The following is a 22,248-nucleotide window of genomic DNA, read 5'->3' on the forward strand; positions in this document are numbered from 1 at the left end:
TGGAAGGAGAGTGCTTATGTCTTTAACAAATGAACAACAAGAGCGATTTCAAATTTTGCTCCAGCAGTTGCAAATACCAGACGACCTTATAAATCAATATTTACAAGGCGGTGGTATTGAAAGGCTCGTTATTGATAAAGCGAATAAAAGTTGGCATTTTGATTTACAAGTGCCACGTATTTTGCCTACAGAATTATATGAATTGCTAGAAACAAAGCTTAAGCAATCATTTTCTCATATTGCAAGAACAACATTTGCATTAGAAACAGAGAATAAACAATTTACAGAAGAAGAAGTGAGGGCGTATTGGCCGCTTTGTACGGAACGAATTACATTTTCACCTATGTTTGCTTACTTAAAGAAACAGCTTCCGCAGGTGAATGGAGTGAAGTTGCTAATAAATGTGAATAATGAGCTGGAGTCTACTGCTTTAAAGAAAAACGTTGCGAAACCAGTAGGGGATCAATACGAAGCTTTTGGATTTCCACGTTTCCAGTTAGACACACATATACAGCAAAATGCAGAAGAAATGCAAAAGTTTCGTGAGCAAACGCAGCAAGAAGACCGCGAGCGTGTTATACAAGCTATGGAAGAAATGGCGAAGAAGCAAGCTGAAGAAAGTAGCGTTGTGTATGAAGGACCGATTACACTCGGGTATCTTATTAAGCCAGATGAAGAGATTACACCGATGCGAGAAATTCAAGATGAAGAAAGAAGAAAAACGGTTCAAGGATATGTCTTCCATGTAGAGACAAAAGAGCTTCGTAGTGGACGTACGTTATTAACTTTAAAAATAACGGATTATACGGATTCTATTATGATCAAAATGTTCTCGCGTGACAAAGAAGATATTCCAATGCTGCAATCCTTGAAAAAAGGAATGTGGGTGAAAGCCCGTGGTTCAGTTCAAAACGATACATTTGTTCGAGATTTAGTAATGATTGCGAATGATATTAATGAAATAACAGGTCCGTCTCGTAAAGATAAAGCGCCAGAAGGCGAAAAGCGTGTAGAACTTCATCTTCACACTCCCATGAGCCAAATGGATGCTGTTACTCCTGTTTCTAGGCTTGTTGCCCAAGCTGGTAAATGGGGACATGAAGCTATTGCGGTTACAGACCATGCTGTGGCTCAGTCGTTCCCGGAGGCATATTCTGCGGGGAAAAAGGCTGGAGTTAAAGTTATATACGGTGTAGAAGCGAATTTAGTTAATGATGGTGTACCGATAGCGTATAACGAAGCGCATCGTTTACTTGCGGAGGAAACGTATGTTGTTTTCGACGTTGAGACGACAGGTTTATCAGCTGTATACGATACAGTCATTGAGTTGGCTGCCGTAAAAGTAAAGGGTGGCGAAATCATTGATCGTTTTGAATCTTTTGCAAACCCACATCAACCATTATCAGCGACGATTATTGAATTAACAGGTATTACAGATGATATGTTAACTGATGCACCAGAAGTGGACGAAGTGTTTAAAAAGTTTGAGGAATGGATGGGTGACCATACCCTTGTTGCCCATAACGCAAGCTTCGATATGGGATTTATTAACGTAGGTTTTAAAAAGGCTGGGTTAGAAAAAACGAATAACCCTGTTATTGATACGTTAGAACTTGCACGATTCTTATTCCCAGAAATGAAAAATCACCGATTAAATACGATGTGTAAAAAACTTGATATTGAATTAACGCAACATCACCGTGCGATTTATGATACAGAAGCGACGGGATATTTACTTGTGAAAATGTTGAAAGACGTAATTGAAAAGGGATTTGAATATCACGATCAATTAAATGATAGTATGGGGCAAGGGGATGCGTATAAGCGTGGCCGTCCAAGCCATCTGACGTTACTTGCCACATCAGATGTTGGATTGAAAAATTTATATAAACTTGTTTCATATTCTCACCTTAATTACTTTTACCGTGTACCACGAGTACCGAGGTCACTATTAAAAAAATATCGTGAAGGAATTTTAGTAGGAACGGCTTGTGATAAAGGTGAAGTGTTTGAGGCAATGATGCAAAAAGCTCCTGAAGAGGTAGAAGAAATTGCACAGTTTTATGATTACATTGAAGTAATGCCTCCAGAGGTGTTGCGTCATTTAGTAGAGCGTGAACTCGTTCGAGATGAGGGACAATTAAAAACAATTATCTCTAACTTAGTAAAACTAGGCGAGACGTTAGATAAACCAGTTGTTGCTACAGGGAACGTGCATTACTTAGATCCAGAAGATGCAATGTATCGTAAAATTTTAGTCAGTTCGCAGGGCGGAGCCAATCCGTTAAATCGACATTCATTACCGCCAGTACATTTCCGTACAACTGATGAAATGCTAGAGTGTTTTTCATTTTTAGGTGAAGACAAAGCGAAAGAAGTTGTTGTGACGAATACACAAAAGGTTGCGTCATTAATTGGTGATGTTCGTCCAGTAAAAGATGATCTATATACACCGAAAATTGAGGGTGCCGATGATGAAACACGTGATATGAGTTATAAAATGGCACGCAGTATATATGGTGAAGAACTACCAGAAATTGTAGAGGCTCGTTTAGAAAAAGAATTGAAAAGTATTATTGGACATGGATTTGCCGTTATCTATTTAATCTCACATAAGCTTGTGAAAAAATCGTTAGTCGACGGATATCTAGTAGGTTCGCGTGGTTCGGTAGGTTCATCGTTCGTTGCAACGATGATGGAAATTACAGAAGTAAACCCATTACCACCACACTATGTCTGTCCAAAGTGCAAGCAATCTGAATTCTTTAATGATGGTTCCGTAGGCTCTGGTTTCGACTTACCAGATAAAGATTGTCCGACATGTAATGTGGCATATGTGAAAGATGGACATGATATTCCATTCGAAACGTTCCTTGGATTTAAAGGAGATAAGGTACCCGATATCGATTTGAACTTCTCCGGGGAATACCAACCACGTGCCCATAACTATACGAAAGTACTGTTCGGTGAAGACTATGTATACCGTGCTGGAACGATTGGTACAGTTGCGGAAAAAACCGCTTATGGATATGTAAAAGGTTATGCAAATGATCACAATTTAACAATTCGAAATGCAGAGATTGATCGCTTAGTAGCGGGATGTACAGGGGTAAAACGTACAACTGGACAGCATCCAGGTGGTATTATCGTTGTGCCAGATTACATGGATATCTTTGATTTCTCACCAATACAGTTTCCTGCTGATTCAATTGGTGCTGAGTGGAGAACAACGCATTTTGACTTCCACTCGATTCATGATAATTTATTGAAACTTGATATACTAGGACACGATGATCCGACCGTTATTCGTATGTTACAAGATCTAAGTGGTATTGATCCGAAAACAATCCCAACGGATGATCCAGAAGTAATGAAAATTTTCTCTGGTCCAGAAACGTTAGGGGTAACGGAAGAACAAATTAACTGTAAAACAGGTACACTTGGTATCCCGGAATTCGGTACGAAGTTCGTAAGACAGATGTTAGAAGAGACAAAACCAACGACATTTTCAGAATTGGTCCAAATTTCTGGGCTGTCACATGGTACTGACGTATGGCTTGGTAATGCAAATGAGTTAATTTATAACGGTACATGTACGCTGAGTGAAGTTATCGGTTGTCGTGATGACATCATGGTATATTTAATCTATCAAGGTTTAGATCCATCATTAGCCTTCAAAATCATGGAGTCGGTTCGTAAAGGTAAAGGTGTACCAGAAGAATGGGAAGATGACATGAAAGGTAATAATGTGCCAGGTTGGTATATTGATTCATGTAAGAAGATTAAATACATGTTCCCTAAAGCCCATGCGGCTGCTTACGTACTTATGGCTGTGCGTATCGCATACTTTAAAGTACATTTTGCACTTTTATTCTATGCGGCATATTTTACAGTCCGTGCAGATGATTTTGATGTAGAGGCGATGGCGAAAGGTTCAGCATCCATACGTGTAAAAATTGATGAAATTGCTCAAAAAGGATTGGATGCAGCGCCGAAAGAGAAGAGTTTATTAACAGTACTAGAAATGACACTGGAAATGTGTGAGCGTGGATATTCATTCCAAAAGGTCGATTTATACCGCTCGCATGCAACTGAGTTTATTATTGATGGGGATACTTTAATTCCTCCATTTAATGCAGTGCCTGGTCTTGGTACGAACGCAGCCTTAAGTATTGTAGAAGCGCGCAAAAATGGAGACTTCTTATCAAAAGAAGACTTACAGCAGCGAAGTAAGGTTTCGAAAACAATTATTGAGTATTTAGATAGCCAAGGTTGTTTAGGAGATTTGCCAGATCAAAACCAATTATCACTGTTCTAATAGGTAGGAAAAGTCTTTGCAAATCAATATTTGCTATGGTATACTATAAACCGAGATAACCATGTCATGTATATTTTGTGAAAAAGAGAGTGGGGAAACCCACTCTTTCGTGTTACTATCTACATTTTATTCATGTAGATAGTAAAGACATTTCTGTCGTATATACATATTTTGTTACAAGTTTTACTTCTTAAATTTGGTAATACTAAGACAGATATTCCCTGCTTAACGGCAGGGGCTTTTGTTAGCTAACGAGAAAGAATAAGATAGACCGTCTTTGTGAACGGGATCTTTTCTTGTAAATGGTACATGGCGGCAGGAAGGAGGCTGTTTATGGATAAGAAAGTCACAGAAGTTGTAGAAGCATTTGCGCAGCCAATCGTTGAAGAGTTAAATCTTGAACTTGTAGATGTAGAGTATGTGAAAGAAGGACAAGACTGGTTCTTACGCGTATTCATCGATTCTGAAAAGGGAGTCGACATTGAAGAATGCGGTGCGGTAAGTGAACGTTTAAGCGAAGCTTTAGATAAAGAGGATCCAATTCCTCACCTTTACTTTTTGGATGTATCATCTCCTGGAGCAGAACGCCCATTAAAGAAAGAGAAAGACTTCCAGCAAGCGGTAGGAAAACAAGTGGCAATTAAAACATATGAGCCAATTGATGGCGAAAAGATGTTTGAAGGAAAGTTACTTTCCTACGACGGTACTACAATTACACTACTATTAACAATTAAAACACGTAAAAAAGAAATCCAAATTCCAATGGATAAAGTTGCAAATGCGCGACTTGCTGTTACGTTTTAGTAAGAAGGGGGATCTTCATGAGCACTGAGTTGTTAGATGCTTTGCTCGTATTAGAGTCAGAAAAAGGTATTAGTAAAGATATTATTATTGATGCGATTGAAGCAGCATTAATCTCTGCTTATAAACGCAATTTTAACCAAGCACAAAACGTTCGTGTGAGCTTTAACCCAGAAGTGGGAACAATTCAAGTTTTAGCACGTAAGGACGTTGTTGATAATGTGTTTGATCCACGTCTTGAAATCTCTGTAGAAGAGGCAAGACAAATTAATCCAAACTACCAAGATGGCGACGTACTAGAAATTGAAGTAACGCCAAAAGATTTTGGTCGTATTGCAGCGCAAACTGCAAAACAAGTTGTAACACAACGAGTTCGTGAAGCAGAACGTGGTGTTATTTACTCAGAATTTAGTGATCGTGAAGAAGACATTATGGTTGGTATTGTACAACGCCAAGATGCTCGTTTCATCTACGTAAGCTTAGGCAAAGTAGAAGCTTTATTACCTGTAAGTGAGCAAATGCCAAATGAGCAATATAAGCCACATGATCGTATTCGCGTATTTATTACAAAAGTAGAAAAGACAACAAAAGGACCACAAATTTACGTATCACGTACACATCCTGGTCTTTTAAAACGTTTATTCGAAATGGAAGTTCCAGAAATTTATGATGGAACTGTAGAAATTCGCTCTGTAGCGCGCGAAGCAGGAGATCGCTCTAAAATCTCTGTGCATGCAGAAAACATTGATGTTGATCCAGTTGGTTCTTGCGTAGGACCGAAAGGACAACGTGTACAACGTGTTGTAGATGAACTAAAAGGTGAAAAGATTGACATCGTTCGCTGGTCAAATGACCCAGTTGAATATGTTGCAAATGCTTTAAGCCCATCACAAGTTGTTAAAGTACTTGTAGATGAAGATGAAAAAGCAACAACTGTTGTTGTTCCAGACCACCAGCTATCGTTAGCTATCGGTAAGCGTGGACAAAATGCACGTCTTGCAGCTAAATTAACAGGCTGGAAAATTGATATTAAAAGTGAGTCTGATGCGAAACAACTTGGAATTGTTACAGAAGAAGATAGCGTAATCGCATTCGGATTCGATTCAGTTGAAGACGAAATCGAATAGAGGTGATGAGTATGAGCAATCGAAAAGTTCCGTTACGAAAATGTATTGCGACGCAAGAGATGAAATCAAAACGAGAGCTGGTTCGCATTGTTCGTTCCAAAGAGGGCGAAGTGTCTATTGATTTATCTGGAAAAAAATCAGGACGAGGTGCATATTTGTCAAAAGATAAAGAATGCATTATACAAGCCCAAAAGAAAAACATTTTGGAACATCATCTAAAAGCGAAAATCGACAGTTCTCTGTACGAAGAGCTTCTTGAGCTTGTTGAGAAGGAGTCGAAATAAGTGTCCGATTGGAAATCGTTTTTAGGACTAGCAAATCGCGCTCGAAAAATCATTTCGGGTGAAGAACTCGTTTTAAAAGAAGTACGAAGTGGTAAAGCAAAGCTCGTATTGCTTTCTGAAGATGCGTCAGCGAACACTACTAAACGTATCACTGATAAAACGACGTACTACAACGTACCAATGAAAAAAGTCGAAAATCGACAACAATTAGGGCATGCGATTGGGAGAGACGAGCGAGTCGTTGTAGCTGTGTTAGATGAAGGCTTTGCGAAAAAGCTACGTAGCATGCTCGATACAAATTACCGGGGGTGAAGGTATGAGTAAAATTCGAGTACATGAATATGCAAAAAAAAATAATATCTCAAGTAAAGATCTTATGACAAAACTTAAAGAGATGAATATCGAGGTTTCGAATCATATGACAATGTTAGAAGACGAAGTAGTAAATAAATTAGATAATGAATATAACACTGGAGCGGAAAAACCTTCTGTTGCAGATGAGTTTGAAGTAGAAGAGAAAGTTGTTCGCAGTAAAAAGAACAGCAATAAGAAAAAGAAAAAAGGCAAAGGAAATGAAGACAAACGTCAAGATAACTTTGCTGGAAGACAACAAACACAAATAGTAGAAACACCAGATAAAATTACTTTCTCTGGAAGCCTTACAGTAGGTGAACTTGCTAAAAAGTTAAGCAAAGAGCCATCTGAAATTATTAAAAAGCTCTTCATGCTAGGAATTATGGCGACAATTAACCAAGATTTAGATAAAGATACAATTGAGTTAATCGCTACTGATTACGGTATTGAAGTAGAAGAAGAAATAGTGGTAAGTGAAACTGAGTTTGAAACATTCATGGATGAGCAAGATGATGAAGAAAACTTAAAAGAGCGTCCAGCTGTTGTTACGATTATGGGACACGTTGACCATGGTAAAACAACATTACTTGACTCTATTCGTAATTCAAAAGTAACTGCTGGCGAAGCTGGTGGAATTACTCAGCATATTGGTGCATACCAAGTTGAAGTAAATGATAAGAAAATTACATTCTTAGATACGCCTGGTCACGCGGCATTTACAACAATGCGTGCTCGTGGTGCGCAAGTAACTGATATTACAATCCTTGTTGTTGCAGCTGATGACGGTGTTATGCCACAAACAGTTGAAGCGATTAGCCATGCAAAAGCAGCTGGAGTACCAATTATTGTTGCTGTGAATAAAATGGATAAACCAGCGGCGAATCCTGATCGTGTAATGCAAGAATTAACAGAATATGAATTAGTTCCAGAAGCTTGGGGCGGAGACACAATTTTCGTACCAATTTCTGCAATTCAAGGCGAAGGCATTGACAACTTGCTAGAGATGATTCTTCTTGTAAGTGAAGTAGAAGAATATAAAGCAAACCCAAATCGTTATGCAACGGGTACTGTAATTGAAGCACAGCTTGATAAAGGTAAAGGAACTATCGCGACATTATTAGTTCAAAACGGTACGCTTCGAGTTGGAGATCCAATTGTTGTTGGAACTTCATTCGGACGTGTTCGTGCAATGGTAAGTGATATTGGTCGTCGTGTAAAAGTTGCTGGTCCATCAACTCCTGTTGAAATTACAGGTTTAAATGAAGTACCACAGGCTGGAGATCGTTTCATGGCATTCGCTGATGAGAAGAAAGCTCGTCAAATCGGTGAATCACGTGCACAAGAAGCGTTAGTTGCACAACGTGGTGAGAAATCTAAATTAAGCCTTGAAGATTTATTCCAACAAATCCAAGAGAGCGATGTAAAAGAAATCAACTTAATCGTAAAAGCAGACGTACAAGGTTCTGTTGAAGCGATGGCAGCATCACTTCGTAAAATTGATGTTGAAGGCGTAAAAGTTAAAATCATTCACACTGGTGTAGGTGCGATTACAGAATCTGATATTATTTTAGCTTCTGCATCTAATGCAATTGTAATTGGATTTAACGTACGTCCGGATGTGAACGCGAAGCGTACAGCTGAATTAGAGAACGTTGATGTTCGCTTACACCGCATTATCTACAAAGTAATCGAAGAAATTGAATTAGCAATGCAAGGTATGCTTGATCCAGAATTCGAAGAAAAAGTAATCGGTCAAGCGGAAGTTCGTCAAACATTCAAGGTAACAAAAGTTGGAACAATTGCAGGTTGTTACGTAATTGACGGTAAAATTACACGCGATAGTGGCGTTCGTATTATCCGCGATGGTATAGTAATTTTCGAAGGACAACTTGATACGTTAAAACGTTTCAAAGACGACGTAAAAGAAGTTGCACAAAACTATGAGTGTGGTATTACAATTGAGAGATATAATGACCTTAAAGAAGGGGACATCATTGAAGCATACGTTATGGAAGAAGTGAAGCGATGATTGTCGCTTCACTCTCATTCGAGTGTATGATTTACGATGTACATTCTTTAAAAGAGAAACGGGCAATTTTGCAACGAGTGCTAACTCGTGTGAAACAGCGCTATAATGTAGCTGTTTCTGAAGTTGGGCATCAAGATGTATGGCAACGTACAGAAATTGCGATTGTTTCCGTATCCTCAAATCGTGTTATCTGTGAAAAAGAAATGAATCGTGTACTGGAGTACATCGATTCATTTCCTGAAATTGAACGTACGATAACACAATTGGAATGGTATTGAATGAGGTGAAGAGTTATGAAATTACGTGCAAACCGTGTAGGCGAGCAAATGAAAAAAGAATTAGGCGACATCATTAGTCGTAAAATTAAAGACCCACGTATCGGATTTGTTACAGTAACAGATGTACAAGTGAGTGGTGATTTACAAATTGCCAAAGTATATATTTCTGTTTTAGGTGACGAAGAACAGAAAGAAAATACGTTAAAAGGTTTAGCGAAGGCAAAAGGCTTTATTCGTTCAGAAATTGGCCAACGTATTCGTCTTCGTAAAACACCGGAAATTACCTTTGAGTTTGATGAGTCTATCGGATATGGTCATCGAATTGATACACTTTTACATGAAATTAATAAAGACGGTAAACGTGAAGAATAATGGATAGACATTTGTCTATCCATTTTTTCAATGCAAAATAAGTTTTGGATATTTACTACGAAAGAATTATGATGAGGTGAACATATATGGAAGGTGTAGTATTATTACATAAGCCAAAAGGCATGACATCACATGATTGTGTATTTAAATTAAGAAAGGTATTGAGAGAAAAGAGAATTGGTCATACGGGAACATTAGACCCAGATGTAACAGGAGTATTACCAATTTGCGTCGGAAGAGCAACAAAAATTGCACAATTTTTAACAAGTGAAACGAAAACATATGAAGGTGAAGTAACATTAGGATTTTCAACGACAACTGAAGATGCTTCTGGTGAGGTTGTTGAAACGAAAAATATAGATCGTGCTATTACTCGTAAGGAAATAGAAAAAGTTCTTGCTGAATTAACAGGCACGATTGAACAAAAGCCACCAATGTTCTCGGCTGTAAAAGTAAACGGGAAAAAATTATACGAATATGCAAGAGCAGGACAAGAGGTGGAACGTCCAGTTCGTACAATTACGATTCATGAGTTCGTATTACTTGATGATCGTGAAGTTTTTGAAGGAGAAAATATTTCATTCCGTTTCCGTGTAACGTGTAGTAAAGGAACATATGTAAGAACGTTAGCGGTAATGATTGGGGAGAAACTTGGTTTCCCATCACATATGTCTCACCTTGTAAGAACGGCATCTGGTGAATTTTTATTAGAAGATTGCATATCATTTGAAGAAATTGAAGAAAACGTGCAAAATGGAACAGTAGAGTCTATCTTCATTTCAATTGATGAAGCATTAAGTAAGTTTCCAAAAATGGTTGTAGATGAAAAGCAAGCAGAGAAAATTAAGAATGGTATGTTCTTAAAGAATGAATTAGAAATAACGGCACCATTTATTACAGTGTTTGATAAAAATGATCGTTGCTTAGCAATTTATGAACATCATCCGAAACATCCTGGCATGTTAAAGCCGATGAAAGTACTTGTGAATAATCAAGAACTAAAGCTATAATGAATTATTGGAAGGATTATTACAGAAAAAGGTGAATTCAAGCGTGAAACTTATTCATTTAACTCATCCACATGAACAAAATAAATTAGAATTACCACCTACTGTAATGGCATTAGGATTTTTTGATGGCATTCATTTAGGACATCAATGTGTAATTCGAACTGCGAAAAAAATAGCGGACGACAGAGGATATAAAAGTGCAGTTATGACATTTCATCCCCACCCATCTGTTGTTTTAGGGAAAAAGGATGCGCATGTGGAGTATATTACACCAATGCGTGATAAAGAAAAAATAGTCGAAAGCTTAGGAATCGATATATTATATGTGATTAAATTTGATGAATCATTTGCAGGGTTATTACCGCAACAATTTGTAGATGATTATATTATTGGTTTAAATGTAAAGCATGTAGTAGCAGGGTTTGATTATTCATATGGACGTTTAGGAAAAGGAAAGATGGAGACTTTACCATTTCATGCAAGAGGGGAGTTTACACAGACTGTGATTGAAAAAGTTGAATTTCAAGAAGAGAAAGTAAGTTCTACAGCATTACGAAAGTTAATTCGAAATGGCGAAATGGAACAAATTCCATCTATTTTAGGTAGAGCCTATACTGTAGCGGGAACAGTTATACACGGCGACAAACGTGGACGCCAAATTGGTTTTCCAACAGCTAATGTAGGTTTAAGTGATGAGTATTTATTGCCACCTGTAGGTGTTTATGCAGTGAGATTAAAAGTTCACGATGAATGGTACGATGGTGTATGTAATATTGGATATAAACCGACTTTTAAAGAAGATGAGCGTCAATTATCAATTGAAGTGCACTTATTTGAATTTAACAAAGATATATACGACCAAAATGTTACAGTAGAGTGGCATATGCGTATAAGAGAAGAGAAGAAATTCAATGGCATTGATGAGTTAGTTGAACAAATCGCAAAAGATAAGAAAACAGCACAAGAATATTTTGCGAGCGAAAAGAATATACTTGCTTTTTCAAATGAAAAGTAGTATTCTATGTTATGTACTTTATGACAACCATTGCTTGGCATTGCGACTCACCGACGCTTGCTAGGTAATTGGGGGTTTAATTAATAGGAGGTGAAATAGGATGGCTTTAACACAAGAGCGTAAAAACGAAATCATTGCACAATTTAGAACTCATGAGACTGATACTGGTTCTCCAGAGGTTCAAATTGCTGTCCTAACGGAGCAAATTAACACTCTAAACGAGCACTTACGTACTCACAAGAAAGATCATCATTCACGTCGTGGTCTATTAAAGATGGTTGGTAAACGTCGTAACTTACTAACTTACCTTCGTAATAGCGATATCACACGTTACCGTGAATTAATCACAAAGCTTGGCTTACGTCGATAGTCAAAGAAGCGGGAATATTCCCGCTTTTTTGTTAGGTAAAAATATATCTTCTACGCTTTATAGCTTACTTAATTTTAGGCAATACTAGAGGTAGAATATTGTGATATACTATCCATTTACATAGAAGAATTGAATACTTTAAATTGAGAGGGGTACTTAAATGAGTCAAGAAAAGCAAGTCTTCTCGATAGATTTAGCTGGTCGCCAGCTAACAGTTGAAACTGGTCAGCTTGCCAAACAAGCGAACGGAGCAGTATTAGTAAGATATGGCGATACAGCGGTTCTATCTACAGCAACTGCATCAAAAGAAGCTAAAAATGTAGATTTTTTCCCACTTACAGTAAACTATGAAGAGCGTTTATATGCAGTCGGAAAAATTCCTGGCGGTTTTATTAAGCGTGAAGGTCGTCCAAGTGAAAAAGCAATTTTGGCAAGTCGTTTAATCGACCGTCCAATTCGTCCGCTATTCGCAGATGGTTTCCGTAACGAAGTGCAAGTTGTCAGCATTGTAATGAGTGTTGATCAAGATTGTTCTTCTGAAATGGCAGCTATGCTTGGTTCTTCATTAGCGTTATCGATTTCAGATATTCCATTTGAAGGTCCAATCGCTGGTGCGACAGTTGGTCGTATTAATGGCGAATTCGTTATTAATCCAACAGTAGAACAGCAAGAACAAAGTGATATCCACTTAGTTGTAGCTGGTACGAAAGATGCGATTAACATGGTTGAAGCAGGAGCAGATCAAGTGCCTGAAGAAACAATGTTAGAAGCAATTATGTTTGGTCATGACGAAATTAAACGTTTAATTGCATTCCAAGAAGAGATTGTACAAGCTGTAGGTAAAGAGAAATCAGAAGTGAAACTTTATGAAGTTGACGCTGATCTTAATCAAGCTGTACGTGAAATGGCTGAGAAGGATATGCATTCTGCAATTCAAGTACATGAGAAACATGCACGTGAAGATGCAATTAACGAAGTGAAAAAGCGTGTAATTGAGCATTACGAAGCTGAAGAAGCTGACGCTGATACATTAGGACAAGTAAATGAGATTTTATATAAAATTGTAAAAGAAGAAGTACGTCGTCTTATTACAGTTGAAAAAATTCGCCCAGATGGCCGTAAAGGTGACGAAATCCGTCCTTTAGCATCAGAGGTTGGTATTTTATCTCGTACACACGGTTCTGGTTTATTCACACGTGGACAAACACAAGCATTAAGTATTTGTACATTAGGTGCATTAGGCGATGTGCAAATTTTAGATGGTCTTGGTGTAGAAGAATCAAAACGCTTTATGCACCATTACAATTTCCCATCATTTAGTGTTGGTGAAACAAGACCGATGCGTGGACCAGGTCGTCGTGAAATTGGTCACGGGGCACTAGGAGAGCGCGCACTTGAGCCTGTAATTCCATCTGAAAAAGATTTCCCATACACAGTACGCCTTGTATCTGAAGTATTAGAATCAAATGGTTCTACTTCACAAGCAAGTATTTGTGGTAGTACTTTAGCAATGATGGATGCGGGTGTTCCACTTAAAGCTCCAGTTGCAGGTATTGCAATGGGTCTGGTTAAATCTGGTGAGCATTACACAATTTTATCTGATATTCAAGGTATGGAAGATCATTTAGGTGATATGGACTTTAAAGTAGCAGGTACAGCACAAGGTGTAACTGCACTGCAAATGGACATTAAAATCGATGGTTTATCACGTGAGATTTTAGAAGAGGCATTACAACAAGCGAAAATTGGTCGTGTGCACATTCTAAATCATATGTTATCTGTTATTGCAGAGCCACGTACTGAATTATCAGCTTACGCTCCAAAGATTATTACAATGACAATTAACCCAGATAAAATCCGTGACGTTATTGGACCAAGCGGTAAACAAATCAATAAGATTATTGAAGAAACTGGTGTTAAAATTGACATCGAGCAAGATGGTACAGTATTCATTTCATCAATAAATCAAGAAATGAACGACAAAGCTAAGAAGATTATCGAAGATATCGTTCGCGAAGTACAAGTAGGTGAGATCTACGAAGGAAAAGTGAAACGTGTTGAGAAATTCGGTGCTTTCGTTGAATTATTCAGCGGTAAAGATGGATTAGTTCATATTTCTGAACTTGCACTTGAGCGTGTAGGTAAAGTAGAAGACGTTGTGAAAATCGGTGATGTAATTACAGTTAAAGTTATCGAGATTGACAAGCAAGGTCGCGTAAATCTATCTAGAAAAGTATTGCTAAAAGAAGAGCAAGAAAAAGAAGCTGCTAAAGAAGAAGACAAACAAGAGCAGCAATAAGTAAAAGCCAGTTAAACTGGCTTTTTTTGTTATGTAAAAAACATGATGTTCATATATTTTTATGTCGGTATAGGTATAGTTTTCATTATAACGCTCAAATTAACAAAGATAAGAAGAAAATGTTTTTATATAGTTAATTTGGGAGGGTTTATATGAAAGTTCGTATATTGGCATACATATGTATATTTTCTTTATATGTCAGTTTAGGCTCTTATTCTGTTTTTGCACAAGATAACTTGCATGAAGAAATTCAAAAGCATGCAAAACAGTATGAGATTGCACCTCAAAATGCGATGATTGATAAAATATGGAAGGCAACACCTGGATATAATGGAAGACAAGTGGATATTGAAGCATCGTATAATAATATGAAGAAGCTAAAGGAATTTGATCAAAAATATCTTGAATTCAAAGAAGTCTCACCGAGTGTTCATTTGGAAGATTTATCACCAGCTCCAATTTATAGAGGGCATCCAAATAAAAAGATGGTAGGATTAACAATAAATGTGGCATGGGGAAATGAGTATTTGCCTCGCATATTAGAAATCTTGAAAAAGCATGATGTGAAGGCCACTTTCTTTTTAGAAGGACGTTGGGTGAAAGAAAATTTGCGGTTTGCAAAAATGATTGTCGATGCAAAACAAGAAGTTGGAAATCACTCATACACACACCCTAATATGAAAACGTTATCCTCAGATGAAATACGAGATCAGTTACAAAAAACAAATCGAATGATAGAAGTAGCAACGAATCAAAAAGTAAGATGGTTTGCCCCGCCGAGTGGAAGCTTTCGAGATGAAGTCGTAAAGATTGCAGATGATTTTCAAATGGGAACGATTATGTGGACTGTAGATACGATTGATTGGCAGCGACCTGAGCCAGATGTACTATTGCAGAGAGTAATGAGAAAAATACATCCAGGTGCTATCATATTAATGCATCCTACTTCGTCTACAGCAGAGGCTTTAGATATAATGATTACAAAATTGAAGGAACAAGGATATAAAGTGGGGAATATAACTGAATTACTGGATGAAAAACGTGTGGATTAAATACATTTGCATGACATTCATCCTTAAACTTGTTATCATTAAATAATAGCGTTTTATTTAGAGAAACTGGCAGTAGGAGGAAAGTTTTTGATTAAAAAATATACTTGTAAAAATGGTGTAAGAATAGTTATGGAGAATATACCAACTGTAAGATCGGTTGCAATTGGTATTTGGATCCATGCGGGATCAAGAAATGAAAATGAAAAAAATAATGGGATTTCTCACTTTTTAGAGCATATGTTCTTTAAAGGGACAGAGACACGTAGTGCACGAGAGATTGCAGAATCATTTGATAGCATTGGTGGTCAAGTGAATGCATTTACTTCAAAAGAATATACTTGTTACTATGCAAAAGTATTAGATGAGCATGCTAAATATGCTTTAGATGTTTTAGCAGATATGTTCTTTAATTCAACATTTGATGAGGAAGAACTGAAAAAAGAGAAGAATGTCGTATGTGAAGAAATTAAAATGTACGAAGATGCGCCAGATGATATTGTGCATGATATGTTAACGAAAGCAACATATGAAACGCATCCACTTGGATATCCTATTTTAGGAACAGAAGAAACGCTTAATACGTTTACAGGTGATACGTTACGTCAATATATAAAAGATCATTACACACCTGAAAATGTAGTTGTATCAGTTGCAGGAAATATTGATGAAGCATTTTTACAAACAGTGGAGCAATATTTCGGTAGTTATGAAGGAACAACAAACCGTGAACAAGTACATAGCCCAATTTTCCATTTTAATAAGGTAGCCCGTAAAAAGGAAACGGAACAAGCTCATTTATGTCTAGGATATAAAGGTTTACAAATGGGACACGAAGATATTTATAACTTAATTGTATTAAATAATGTTTTAGGCGGTAGCATGAGTAGCCGTTTATTCCAAGAAGTACGTGAGCAACGTGGATTAGCTTACTCGGTATTTTCTTACCACTCTTCTTATGAAGATACAGGTATGTTAACACTTTACGGTGGAACAGGTAGCCAACAATTAGATACACTGTATGAAACAATGCAAGAAACATTAGAGACATTGAAAAATACAGGTATTACAGAAAAAGAGCTTATGAATAGTAAAGAGCAATTAAAAGGAAACTTAATGTTAAGTTTAGAAAGTACAAATAGCCGTATGAGCCGTAACGGTAAAAATGAATTGCTTCTTCGTAAACATCGTTCACTTGATGAGATTATTGAAAGTGTAAACACTGTAACAAAAGAAAATGTGGACGGATTAATTCGCAACATGTTTACTGATGAATTCTCTGCGGCACTTATTAGTCCAGATGGAAAACTTCCAAAAGGAATAAAACTATAATCGATTTTTATGATGTATCTGATAATAACCTTCTCTCTTTTTAAATGAGAGAAGGTTATTTTTTTTATACATATAGAATAGGTACTAATTATAGACAATGCAAATGAAAAATTCAGTAGTGGGAGTGGAGTATGTATGCGATTAAGTGAATTAAGTGGTAAAGAGGTTGTAGATATAGAAAAAGCGGAAAAAATGGGAGTCTTAGGTTATATGGATTTAGAGATTAATGAGAAAGACGGACAAATACAAACACTTATAATACCTGTAGGGAAGTGGGGAGGTTTTAAAAAGGAACCACAAGAAGTAAGGGTGGCATGGAGTCAAATAAAGAAAGTCGGACATGATATGCTTCTTTGTGATAGTATAGATCGTTCAAATTCGGAGTGAAGGATGGCCATTTTGGTCATCTTTTTTTGTATCTACATAGAAACCTGATAAATCATATGTGCATTTGGATTTTCAATCACCATAAACTCGTACATTACATATGATGTGGAGGAAAAAGAAAAAGTAGGCACTTTTCTTATAAATGACAGAAAAAGAAGGTGAATTAGGGAATGTTGACTGAGATGCATATTGCTGTCATAGGAGGAGATGCAAGGCAGCTAGAAGTAATTCGTAAGCTAGTTGAATTGGATGCGAAACTTTCTTTGATAGGGTTTGATCAGTTAGATCATGGTTTCACAGGGGCAGCAAAAGAAAGTATACAAAATTTAGATTTCACTTCTGTAGACGCAATTATTTTGCCGGTTGCAGGTACAAATGCCAAAGGAGAAGTAGATACTATTTTTTCAAATGAAAAAGTTTCAATAACGAAAGAACAAATTGAAAATACACCAGAACACTTTACTATATATTCGGGTATTGGTACACCTTACTTGGAAAATCTCGTATCTACTACGAACCGAAAACTTGTTAAATTATTTGATCGTGATGATGTGGCAATATACAATTCTATTCCAACTGTAGAAGGTACATTAATGATGGTAATTCAACATACCGACTATACAATTCATGGGTCCAATGTAATGGTTCTAGGATTTGGTAGAACAGGAATGAGTGTTGCGAGAGCATTTCAATCATTAGGAGCCCATGTCAAAGTTGGAGCAAGACGATCTGAACATATTGCACGTATTACAGAAATGATGTTTTCTCCTTTTCATATGCAAGACATAGAGAAAGAAGTAGGAAATATCGATATTGTAATCAATACAATTCCGCACCTCGTTGTAACAGCGAATGTTATTGCAAAAATGCCAGCTCATACGTTAGTGATTGATTTAGCTTCTAAACCAGGCGGTACTGACTTTAGATATGCGGAAAAAAGAGGAGTCAAAGCGTTGCTAGCACCTGGATTACCAGGTATTGTTGCTCCCAAAACGGCTGGGCAAATTTTAGCAAATGTTCTTTCTCAGTTATTAGCAGCAGATGCAATTGCAAAGGAGGAGGAAAAGAAATGAGTTTGAAGGGGAAACGAATTGGTTTCGGATTTACGGGTTCACATTGTACGTATGAGGAAGTTATGCCGCACTTAGAAAAATTAATTGCTGAAGGGGCAGAAGTACGTCCCGTTGTTTCATACACTGTTCAATCAACAAATACTAGATTTGGAGAAGGAGCAGAGTGGATTAAGAAAATTGAAGAAATAACAGGTTTTAAAGCAATTAATTCAATTGTTGGAGCAGAGCCACTTGGACCTAAAATTCCATTAGACTGCATGGTAATCGCTCCTTTAACAGGAAATTCTATGAGTAAATTTGCAAATGCAATGACAGACTCTCCAGTACTAATGGCAGCAAAAGCGACGTTAAGAAATGGCAAGCCTGTCGTATTGGCGGTTTCGACGAATGATGCATTAGGATTAAATGGGGTAAATCTCATGCGCCTAATGGCAACAAAAAACATCTACTTCGTTCCATTCGGTCAAGATGCACCAGAGAAAAAACCCAACTCAATGGTAGCTCGCATGGAGCTGCTGGAAGACACAGTATTAGAAGCACTGCAAGGAAAGCAATTGCAACCGGTGGTCGTAGAAAAATTCAGATATATGAATTAAAAAACGAAAAAAAACGGACAATTTTTGATGAAACCATCATTCTTACTGTAGAATATGATAAAATTAACGTTATTAAGATTAGAAGGGGTATTGTATACTCCTTCTGATTCTAAGTTATAGAAGGATTGGTATCTAGAAAGGGGCATAGTGATGGAAAAGCAAAAAACTTTTCATGTCGCTGTAGTTGGAGCAACCGGCGCAGTTGGTGAACAAATGTTAAATACTTTAGAGAAACGAGAATTTCCGATTGGGAAGTTAACGTTACTTTCATCTAAACGATCTGCAGGTAAGAAACTTGTATTTAAAGGCGAAGAATTTACAGTTCAAGAGGCAACTCCTGAAAGCTTTGAAGGAGTAGATATCGCACTATTTAGTGCTGGTGGATCTGTATCGAAACAATTAGCGCCAGAAGCAGCAAAACGCGGTGCGATTGTTGTTGATAATACAAGTGCATTCCGTATGACAGAAAACGTGCCACTTGTTGTACCTGAAGTAAATGAAAATGACTTAAAAGAACATAATGGCATTATTGCAAATCCAAACTGTTCTACAATTCAAATGGTAGTAGCTCTTGAGCCAGTTCGTCAGCAATATGGTTTAAAACGAGTAATCGTTTCCACATATCAAGCTGTATCAGGTGCTGGTGCGGCAGCTATTGAAGAACTTCATGAACAATCACAAGCAATCTTAAATGGCGAAGAAGTTAAGGCAAATGTTCTTCCTGTATCAGGTGATAAGAAGCATTTCCCAATTGCTTTTAATGCGATTCCACAGATTGATAAGTTCCAAGATAATGGATTTACATTTGAAGAAATGAAAATGATTAACGAAACGAAAAAAATTATGCATATGCCTGAATTAGAAGTAGCGGCAACATGTGTACGTTTACCAGTTGTATCAGGACACTCTGAGTCTGTTTACATCGAAGTAGAAAAAGAAGGCGTAACAGTAGCAGAATTAAAGAGCTTACTTGCAAATGCGGAAGGTATTGTTCTGCAAGATAATCCAGAAGAGCAGTTATATCCAATGCCAGCTACTGCAGTAGGTAAAAACGAAGTATTCGTTGGAAGAATCCGTAAAGATTTAAATAACGATAAAGGATTCCATCTTTGGGTCGTATCTGATAACTTATTAAAAGGCGCTGCATGGAATTCTGTTCAAATTGCAGAGCGCTTAGTAAAATTACAATTAGTGTAAACGGCTAAGAGAAGGTGCAAAATATGAAAATAATTGTTCAAAAATTTGGTGGCACATCAGTACGTGATGACAATGGACGTAAGCATGCGCTTCATCATATAAAAAAATCATTAGCTGCTGGTTATAAAGTAGTTACTGTCGTATCTGCTATGGGTCGTAAAGGTGAACCATATGCAACGGATACGTTATTAAGTCTTGTAAATCAAGAGGAATCTACTATTTCTAAACGTGAGCAAGATTTATTATTATCGTGCGGAGAGTTAATCTCTGCAATTGTTTTCTCTAATATGTTGAATGAGAACGGTATAAAAGCAGCAGCATTAAATGGTGCACAAGCTGGTTTTGTAACGAATGATGACTTTACGAATGCAAAGATTATTGAAATGAATTGCGATCGTATACATGAAGAGTTAGAAAATGTAGATGTAATCGTCGTTACAGGATTCCAAGGGCAAACGAAAAAAGGTGATACGACAACACTTGGACGCGGAGGTAGCGATACTTCAGCTTCAGCATTAGGTGTTGCGCTTCATGCTGAATACATCGATATATTCACTGATGTAGAAGGTGTTATGACTGCGGATCCTCGTATTGTAAAAGATGCACGTCATCTTCAAACTGTAACGTATAACGAAATTTGTAACATGGCTTATCAAGGTGCGAAAGTCGTTCATCCACGTGCAGTTGAAATTGCGATGCATGCAAAAGTACCGCTTCGTGTACGTTCTACGTATTCTGAGAGTGAAGGTACGCTTATTTCAGCATATGACGGTGCTACAAGAGGTCGTGATGTAGAAGAACGTCCTGTTACAGGTATTGCCCACGTATCAAACGTAACGCAAATTAAAGTGCTTGCAAAAGAAACGGCATATGATTTGCAGCAACATGTGTTTAAAGAAATGGCGAACGAAGGAATCAGTGTCGATTTAATTAACATTTCACCTACTGGCGTAGCATATACGGTGAGTGATAATGTATCAAGTCATGCAGTTAAATTATTAAAGAACCTTGGATATGAGCCAATTGTGACAGAGCATTGTGCGAAAGTATCTATCGTTGGAGCTGGAATGGCAGGATACCCAGGGGTTACTGCGAAAATCGTTACAGCTTTAGCAGAAAAAGGTATTCAAATTCTGCAATCGGCAGATAGTCATACAACAATTTGGGTTCTTGTAAAAGAAACTGATTTAGTGGAGGCTGTAAATGCATTACATAGTGCGTTTGAGCTTTCAAAAGAAAAGCAACTGGAACAATAAGGAGTGAGACCATGATAGATTTTGGGACAATTGCAACTGCGATGGTAACACCGTTTGATATAAACGGTAATATCGATTTTGCGAAGACAACGAAATTGGTAAATTATTTAATTGATAACGGTACAACAGCAATCGTGGTAGGAGGAACGACAGGCGAATCTCCTACATTAACTTCAGAAGAGAAAGTAGCGTTATATCGCCATGTCGTATCTGTTGTCGATAAAAGAGTGCCCGTAATCGCTGGAACAGGTAGCAATAATACGCATGCTTCTATTGACTTGACTAAAAAGGCAACAGAAGTTGGTGTGGATGCAGTAATGCTAGTAGCACCGTATTATAACAAGCCGAGTCAAGAAGGAATGTATCAGCATTTTAAGGCAATTGCTGAAAGCACGCCGCTTCCGGTTATGCTATATAACGTTCCAGGACGATCTATTGTACAAATCTCCGTTGATACAGTTGTTCGTTTATCAGAAATAGAAAACATTGTTGCTATTAAAGATGCCGGCGGCGATGTGTTAACAATGACAGAAATCATTGAAAAAACAGCGGACGACTTTGCGGTATACAGCGGTGATGACGGTTTAACGTTACCGGCTATGGCAGTTGGAGCGAAAGGTATCGTTTCGGTAGCATCTCATGTCATCGGAAACGAAATGCAAGAAATGATTACAGCATTTCAAGCAGGAGAGTTTAAGAAGGCGCAAAAATTACATCAATTACTTGTAAGAGTAACTGATTCGTTATTTATGGCGCCAAGTCCAACTCCAGTAAAAACAGCGTTACAAATGGTTGGATTAGATGTAGGTTCTGTACGTTTACCACTTCTTCCATTAACAGAAGAAGAAAGAGTAACGTTACAATCTGTAATGCAATCTATTCCTCGTTAATAAAAATGACCTAGTGTGGAACTAGGTCATTTTTTTATTGATATGAAAATGTTTGAATCTGTTTTAATGTGAATCTTTTGTAAAATGATTTTAGGCTCGCCTTTCTCGTCTGTATATGACCCTATATAGAAAACATTTTATGTTGAAAACGAGTATATTACGCTACGCGTTCTCTACTGGCTAAAGTATGATATGGTCCTTTCGTTAATTT

The 22,248-nt window shown here is 37.4% G+C and carries 20 protein-coding genes; all 20 read left to right on the forward strand.

Features of this window, described 5'->3' with window-relative positions; genetic code table 11:
* Positions 1 to 16: 16 nt before the first annotated feature.
* The 20 genes from MR160_RS00740 to dapA all read left to right on the forward strand — a co-directional run bounded on the left by MR160_RS00740 (position 17) and on the right by dapA (position 22,037).
* Positions 17 to 4,318, forward strand: a complete 4,302-nt coding sequence (locus MR160_RS00740; protein WP_000059996.1) for a PolC-type DNA polymerase III — start codon at positions 17 to 19, stop codon at positions 4,316 to 4,318.
* A 333-nt stretch (positions 4,319 to 4,651) separates the two neighbouring features.
* Positions 4,652 to 5,122, forward strand: a complete 471-nt coding sequence (rimP, locus tag MR160_RS00745; protein WP_000359095.1) for a ribosome maturation factor RimP — start codon at positions 4,652 to 4,654, stop codon at positions 5,120 to 5,122.
* Between the two features lie 17 nt (positions 5,123 to 5,139).
* Entirely contained in the window at positions 5,140 to 6,246 is a 1,107-nt protein-coding gene (nusA, locus tag MR160_RS00750; RefSeq protein WP_000102598.1) for a transcription termination factor NusA, read from the forward strand.
* An 11-nt stretch (positions 6,247 to 6,257) separates the two neighbouring features.
* Complete coding sequence (gene rnpM, locus MR160_RS00755) at positions 6,258 to 6,530, forward strand: RNase P modulator RnpM (RefSeq protein ID WP_000071123.1); 273 nt, start codon at positions 6,258 to 6,260, stop codon at positions 6,528 to 6,530.
* A complete protein-coding gene (locus MR160_RS00760) occupies positions 6,531 to 6,842 on the forward strand; it encodes a YlxQ family RNA-binding protein (RefSeq protein ID WP_001286522.1) in 312 nt (103 codons plus the stop codon).
* Positions 6,843 to 6,846: 4 nt separating this feature from the next.
* Positions 6,847 to 8,913 carry a translation initiation factor IF-2 gene (gene infB / locus MR160_RS00765; RefSeq protein WP_000036346.1) on the forward strand — a complete coding sequence of 689 codons (2,067 nt, stop codon included), beginning with the start codon at positions 6,847 to 6,849 and terminating at the stop codon, positions 8,911 to 8,913.
* Positions 8,910 to 9,191 carry a DUF503 domain-containing protein gene (locus tag MR160_RS00770; protein ID WP_000634349.1) on the forward strand — a complete coding sequence of 94 codons (282 nt, stop codon included), beginning with the start codon at positions 8,910 to 8,912 and terminating at the stop codon, positions 9,189 to 9,191. The genes infB and MR160_RS00770 overlap by 4 nt, the downstream gene beginning before the upstream one ends.
* 15 nt (positions 9,192 to 9,206) lie before the next feature.
* On the forward strand, positions 9,207 to 9,563 hold the full coding sequence (rbfA, locus tag MR160_RS00775; protein WP_000776437.1) for a 30S ribosome-binding factor RbfA: 357 nt from the start codon (positions 9,207 to 9,209) through the stop codon (positions 9,561 to 9,563).
* A gap of 86 nt (positions 9,564 to 9,649) precedes the next feature.
* Positions 9,650 to 10,573 (forward strand): tRNA pseudouridine(55) synthase TruB, encoded by a 924-nt coding sequence (gene truB / locus MR160_RS00780; RefSeq protein ID WP_000399363.1) that lies wholly within the window; start codon positions 9,650 to 9,652, stop codon positions 10,571 to 10,573.
* A 43-nt stretch (positions 10,574 to 10,616) separates the two neighbouring features.
* Positions 10,617 to 11,588, forward strand: a complete 972-nt coding sequence (gene ribF / locus MR160_RS00785) for a bifunctional riboflavin kinase/FAD synthetase (RefSeq protein WP_000766703.1) — start codon at positions 10,617 to 10,619, stop codon at positions 11,586 to 11,588.
* A gap of 100 nt (positions 11,589 to 11,688) precedes the next feature.
* Positions 11,689 to 11,958 carry a 30S ribosomal protein S15 gene (rpsO, locus tag MR160_RS00790; RefSeq protein WP_001229392.1) on the forward strand — a complete coding sequence of 90 codons (270 nt, stop codon included), beginning with the start codon at positions 11,689 to 11,691 and terminating at the stop codon, positions 11,956 to 11,958.
* 160 nt (positions 11,959 to 12,118) lie between these two features.
* Entirely contained in the window at positions 12,119 to 14,257 is a 2,139-nt protein-coding gene (pnp, locus tag MR160_RS00795; RefSeq protein WP_000076744.1) for a polyribonucleotide nucleotidyltransferase, read from the forward strand.
* 152 nt (positions 14,258 to 14,409) lie between these two features.
* Entirely contained in the window at positions 14,410 to 15,309 is a 900-nt protein-coding gene (locus MR160_RS00800; RefSeq protein WP_000868223.1) for a polysaccharide deacetylase family protein, read from the forward strand.
* Positions 15,310 to 15,396: 87 nt separating this feature from the next.
* Positions 15,397 to 16,638: a M16 family metallopeptidase gene (locus MR160_RS00805; protein WP_000593001.1), complete on the forward strand. Its 1,242-nt coding sequence runs from the start codon at positions 15,397 to 15,399 to the stop codon at positions 16,636 to 16,638.
* A gap of 135 nt (positions 16,639 to 16,773) precedes the next feature.
* Positions 16,774 to 17,025 (forward strand): YlmC/YmxH family sporulation protein, encoded by a 252-nt coding sequence (locus MR160_RS00810; protein WP_001239759.1) that lies wholly within the window; start codon positions 16,774 to 16,776, stop codon positions 17,023 to 17,025.
* 170 nt (positions 17,026 to 17,195) lie between these two features.
* Positions 17,196 to 18,098 carry a dipicolinic acid synthetase subunit A gene (gene dpaA / locus MR160_RS00815; RefSeq protein ID WP_000954735.1) on the forward strand — a complete coding sequence of 301 codons (903 nt, stop codon included), beginning with the start codon at positions 17,196 to 17,198 and terminating at the stop codon, positions 18,096 to 18,098.
* The gene (gene dpaB / locus MR160_RS00820; protein ID WP_000053596.1) at positions 18,095 to 18,694 is read left to right on the forward strand and encodes a dipicolinate synthase subunit B; all 600 of its coding nucleotides are present in this window, start codon (positions 18,095 to 18,097) and stop codon (positions 18,692 to 18,694) included. Before dpaA ends, dpaB begins: the two co-directional genes overlap by 4 nt.
* A gap of 150 nt (positions 18,695 to 18,844) precedes the next feature.
* Positions 18,845 to 19,891 carry an aspartate-semialdehyde dehydrogenase gene (gene asd / locus MR160_RS00825; protein WP_000414846.1) on the forward strand — a complete coding sequence of 349 codons (1,047 nt, stop codon included), beginning with the start codon at positions 18,845 to 18,847 and terminating at the stop codon, positions 19,889 to 19,891.
* Between the two features lie 23 nt (positions 19,892 to 19,914).
* Complete coding sequence (dapG, locus tag MR160_RS00830) at positions 19,915 to 21,147, forward strand: aspartate kinase (RefSeq protein ID WP_000692456.1); 1,233 nt, start codon at positions 19,915 to 19,917, stop codon at positions 21,145 to 21,147.
* A gap of 11 nt (positions 21,148 to 21,158) precedes the next feature.
* A complete protein-coding gene (dapA, locus tag MR160_RS00835; RefSeq protein ID WP_000564763.1) occupies positions 21,159 to 22,037 on the forward strand; it encodes a 4-hydroxy-tetrahydrodipicolinate synthase in 879 nt (292 codons plus the stop codon).
* Positions 22,038 to 22,248 lie beyond the last annotated feature (211 nt).

It is taken from the genome of Bacillus cereus group sp. BfR-BA-01382 (assembly GCF_022663475.1).
In the GTDB taxonomy this organism is placed as follows: domain Bacteria; phylum Bacillota; class Bacilli; order Bacillales; family Bacillaceae_G; genus Bacillus_A; species Bacillus_A thuringiensis_S.

Excerpts from the sequence above, each read along its gene's own strand:
- nusA (WP_000102598.1), top strand. The coding sequence starts at position 5,140 with ATGAGCACTGAGTTGTTAGATGCTTTGCTCGTATTAGAGTCAGAAAAA.
- pnp (WP_000076744.1), top strand. The coding sequence starts at position 12,119 with ATGAGTCAAGAAAAGCAAGTCTTCTCGATAGATTTAGCTGGTCGCCAG.
- rpsO (WP_001229392.1), top strand. The coding sequence starts at position 11,689 with ATGGCTTTAACACAAGAGCGTAAAAACGAAATCATTGCACAATTTAGA.
- rnpM (WP_000071123.1), top strand. The coding sequence starts at position 6,258 with ATGAGCAATCGAAAAGTTCCGTTACGAAAATGTATTGCGACGCAAGAG.
- rbfA (WP_000776437.1), top strand. The coding sequence starts at position 9,207 with ATGAAATTACGTGCAAACCGTGTAGGCGAGCAAATGAAAAAAGAATTA.
- MR160_RS00740 (WP_000059996.1), top strand. The coding sequence starts at position 17 with ATGTCTTTAACAAATGAACAACAAGAGCGATTTCAAATTTTGCTCCAG.
- dpaA (WP_000954735.1), top strand. The coding sequence starts at position 17,196 with ATGTTGACTGAGATGCATATTGCTGTCATAGGAGGAGATGCAAGGCAG.
- asd (WP_000414846.1), top strand. The coding sequence starts at position 18,845 with ATGGAAAAGCAAAAAACTTTTCATGTCGCTGTAGTTGGAGCAACCGGC.
- MR160_RS00800 (WP_000868223.1), top strand. The coding sequence starts at position 14,410 with ATGAAAGTTCGTATATTGGCATACATATGTATATTTTCTTTATATGTC.
- dapG (WP_000692456.1), top strand. The coding sequence starts at position 19,915 with ATGAAAATAATTGTTCAAAAATTTGGTGGCACATCAGTACGTGATGAC.
- rimP (WP_000359095.1), top strand. The coding sequence starts at position 4,652 with ATGGATAAGAAAGTCACAGAAGTTGTAGAAGCATTTGCGCAGCCAATC.
- MR160_RS00810 (WP_001239759.1), top strand. The coding sequence starts at position 16,774 with ATGCGATTAAGTGAATTAAGTGGTAAAGAGGTTGTAGATATAGAAAAA.
- infB (WP_000036346.1), top strand. The coding sequence starts at position 6,847 with ATGAGTAAAATTCGAGTACATGAATATGCAAAAAAAAATAATATCTCA.
- dpaB (WP_000053596.1), top strand. The coding sequence starts at position 18,095 with ATGAGTTTGAAGGGGAAACGAATTGGTTTCGGATTTACGGGTTCACAT.
- dapA (WP_000564763.1), top strand. The coding sequence starts at position 21,159 with ATGATAGATTTTGGGACAATTGCAACTGCGATGGTAACACCGTTTGAT.
- MR160_RS00770 (WP_000634349.1), top strand. The coding sequence starts at position 8,910 with ATGATTGTCGCTTCACTCTCATTCGAGTGTATGATTTACGATGTACAT.
- truB (WP_000399363.1), top strand. The coding sequence starts at position 9,650 with ATGGAAGGTGTAGTATTATTACATAAGCCAAAAGGCATGACATCACAT.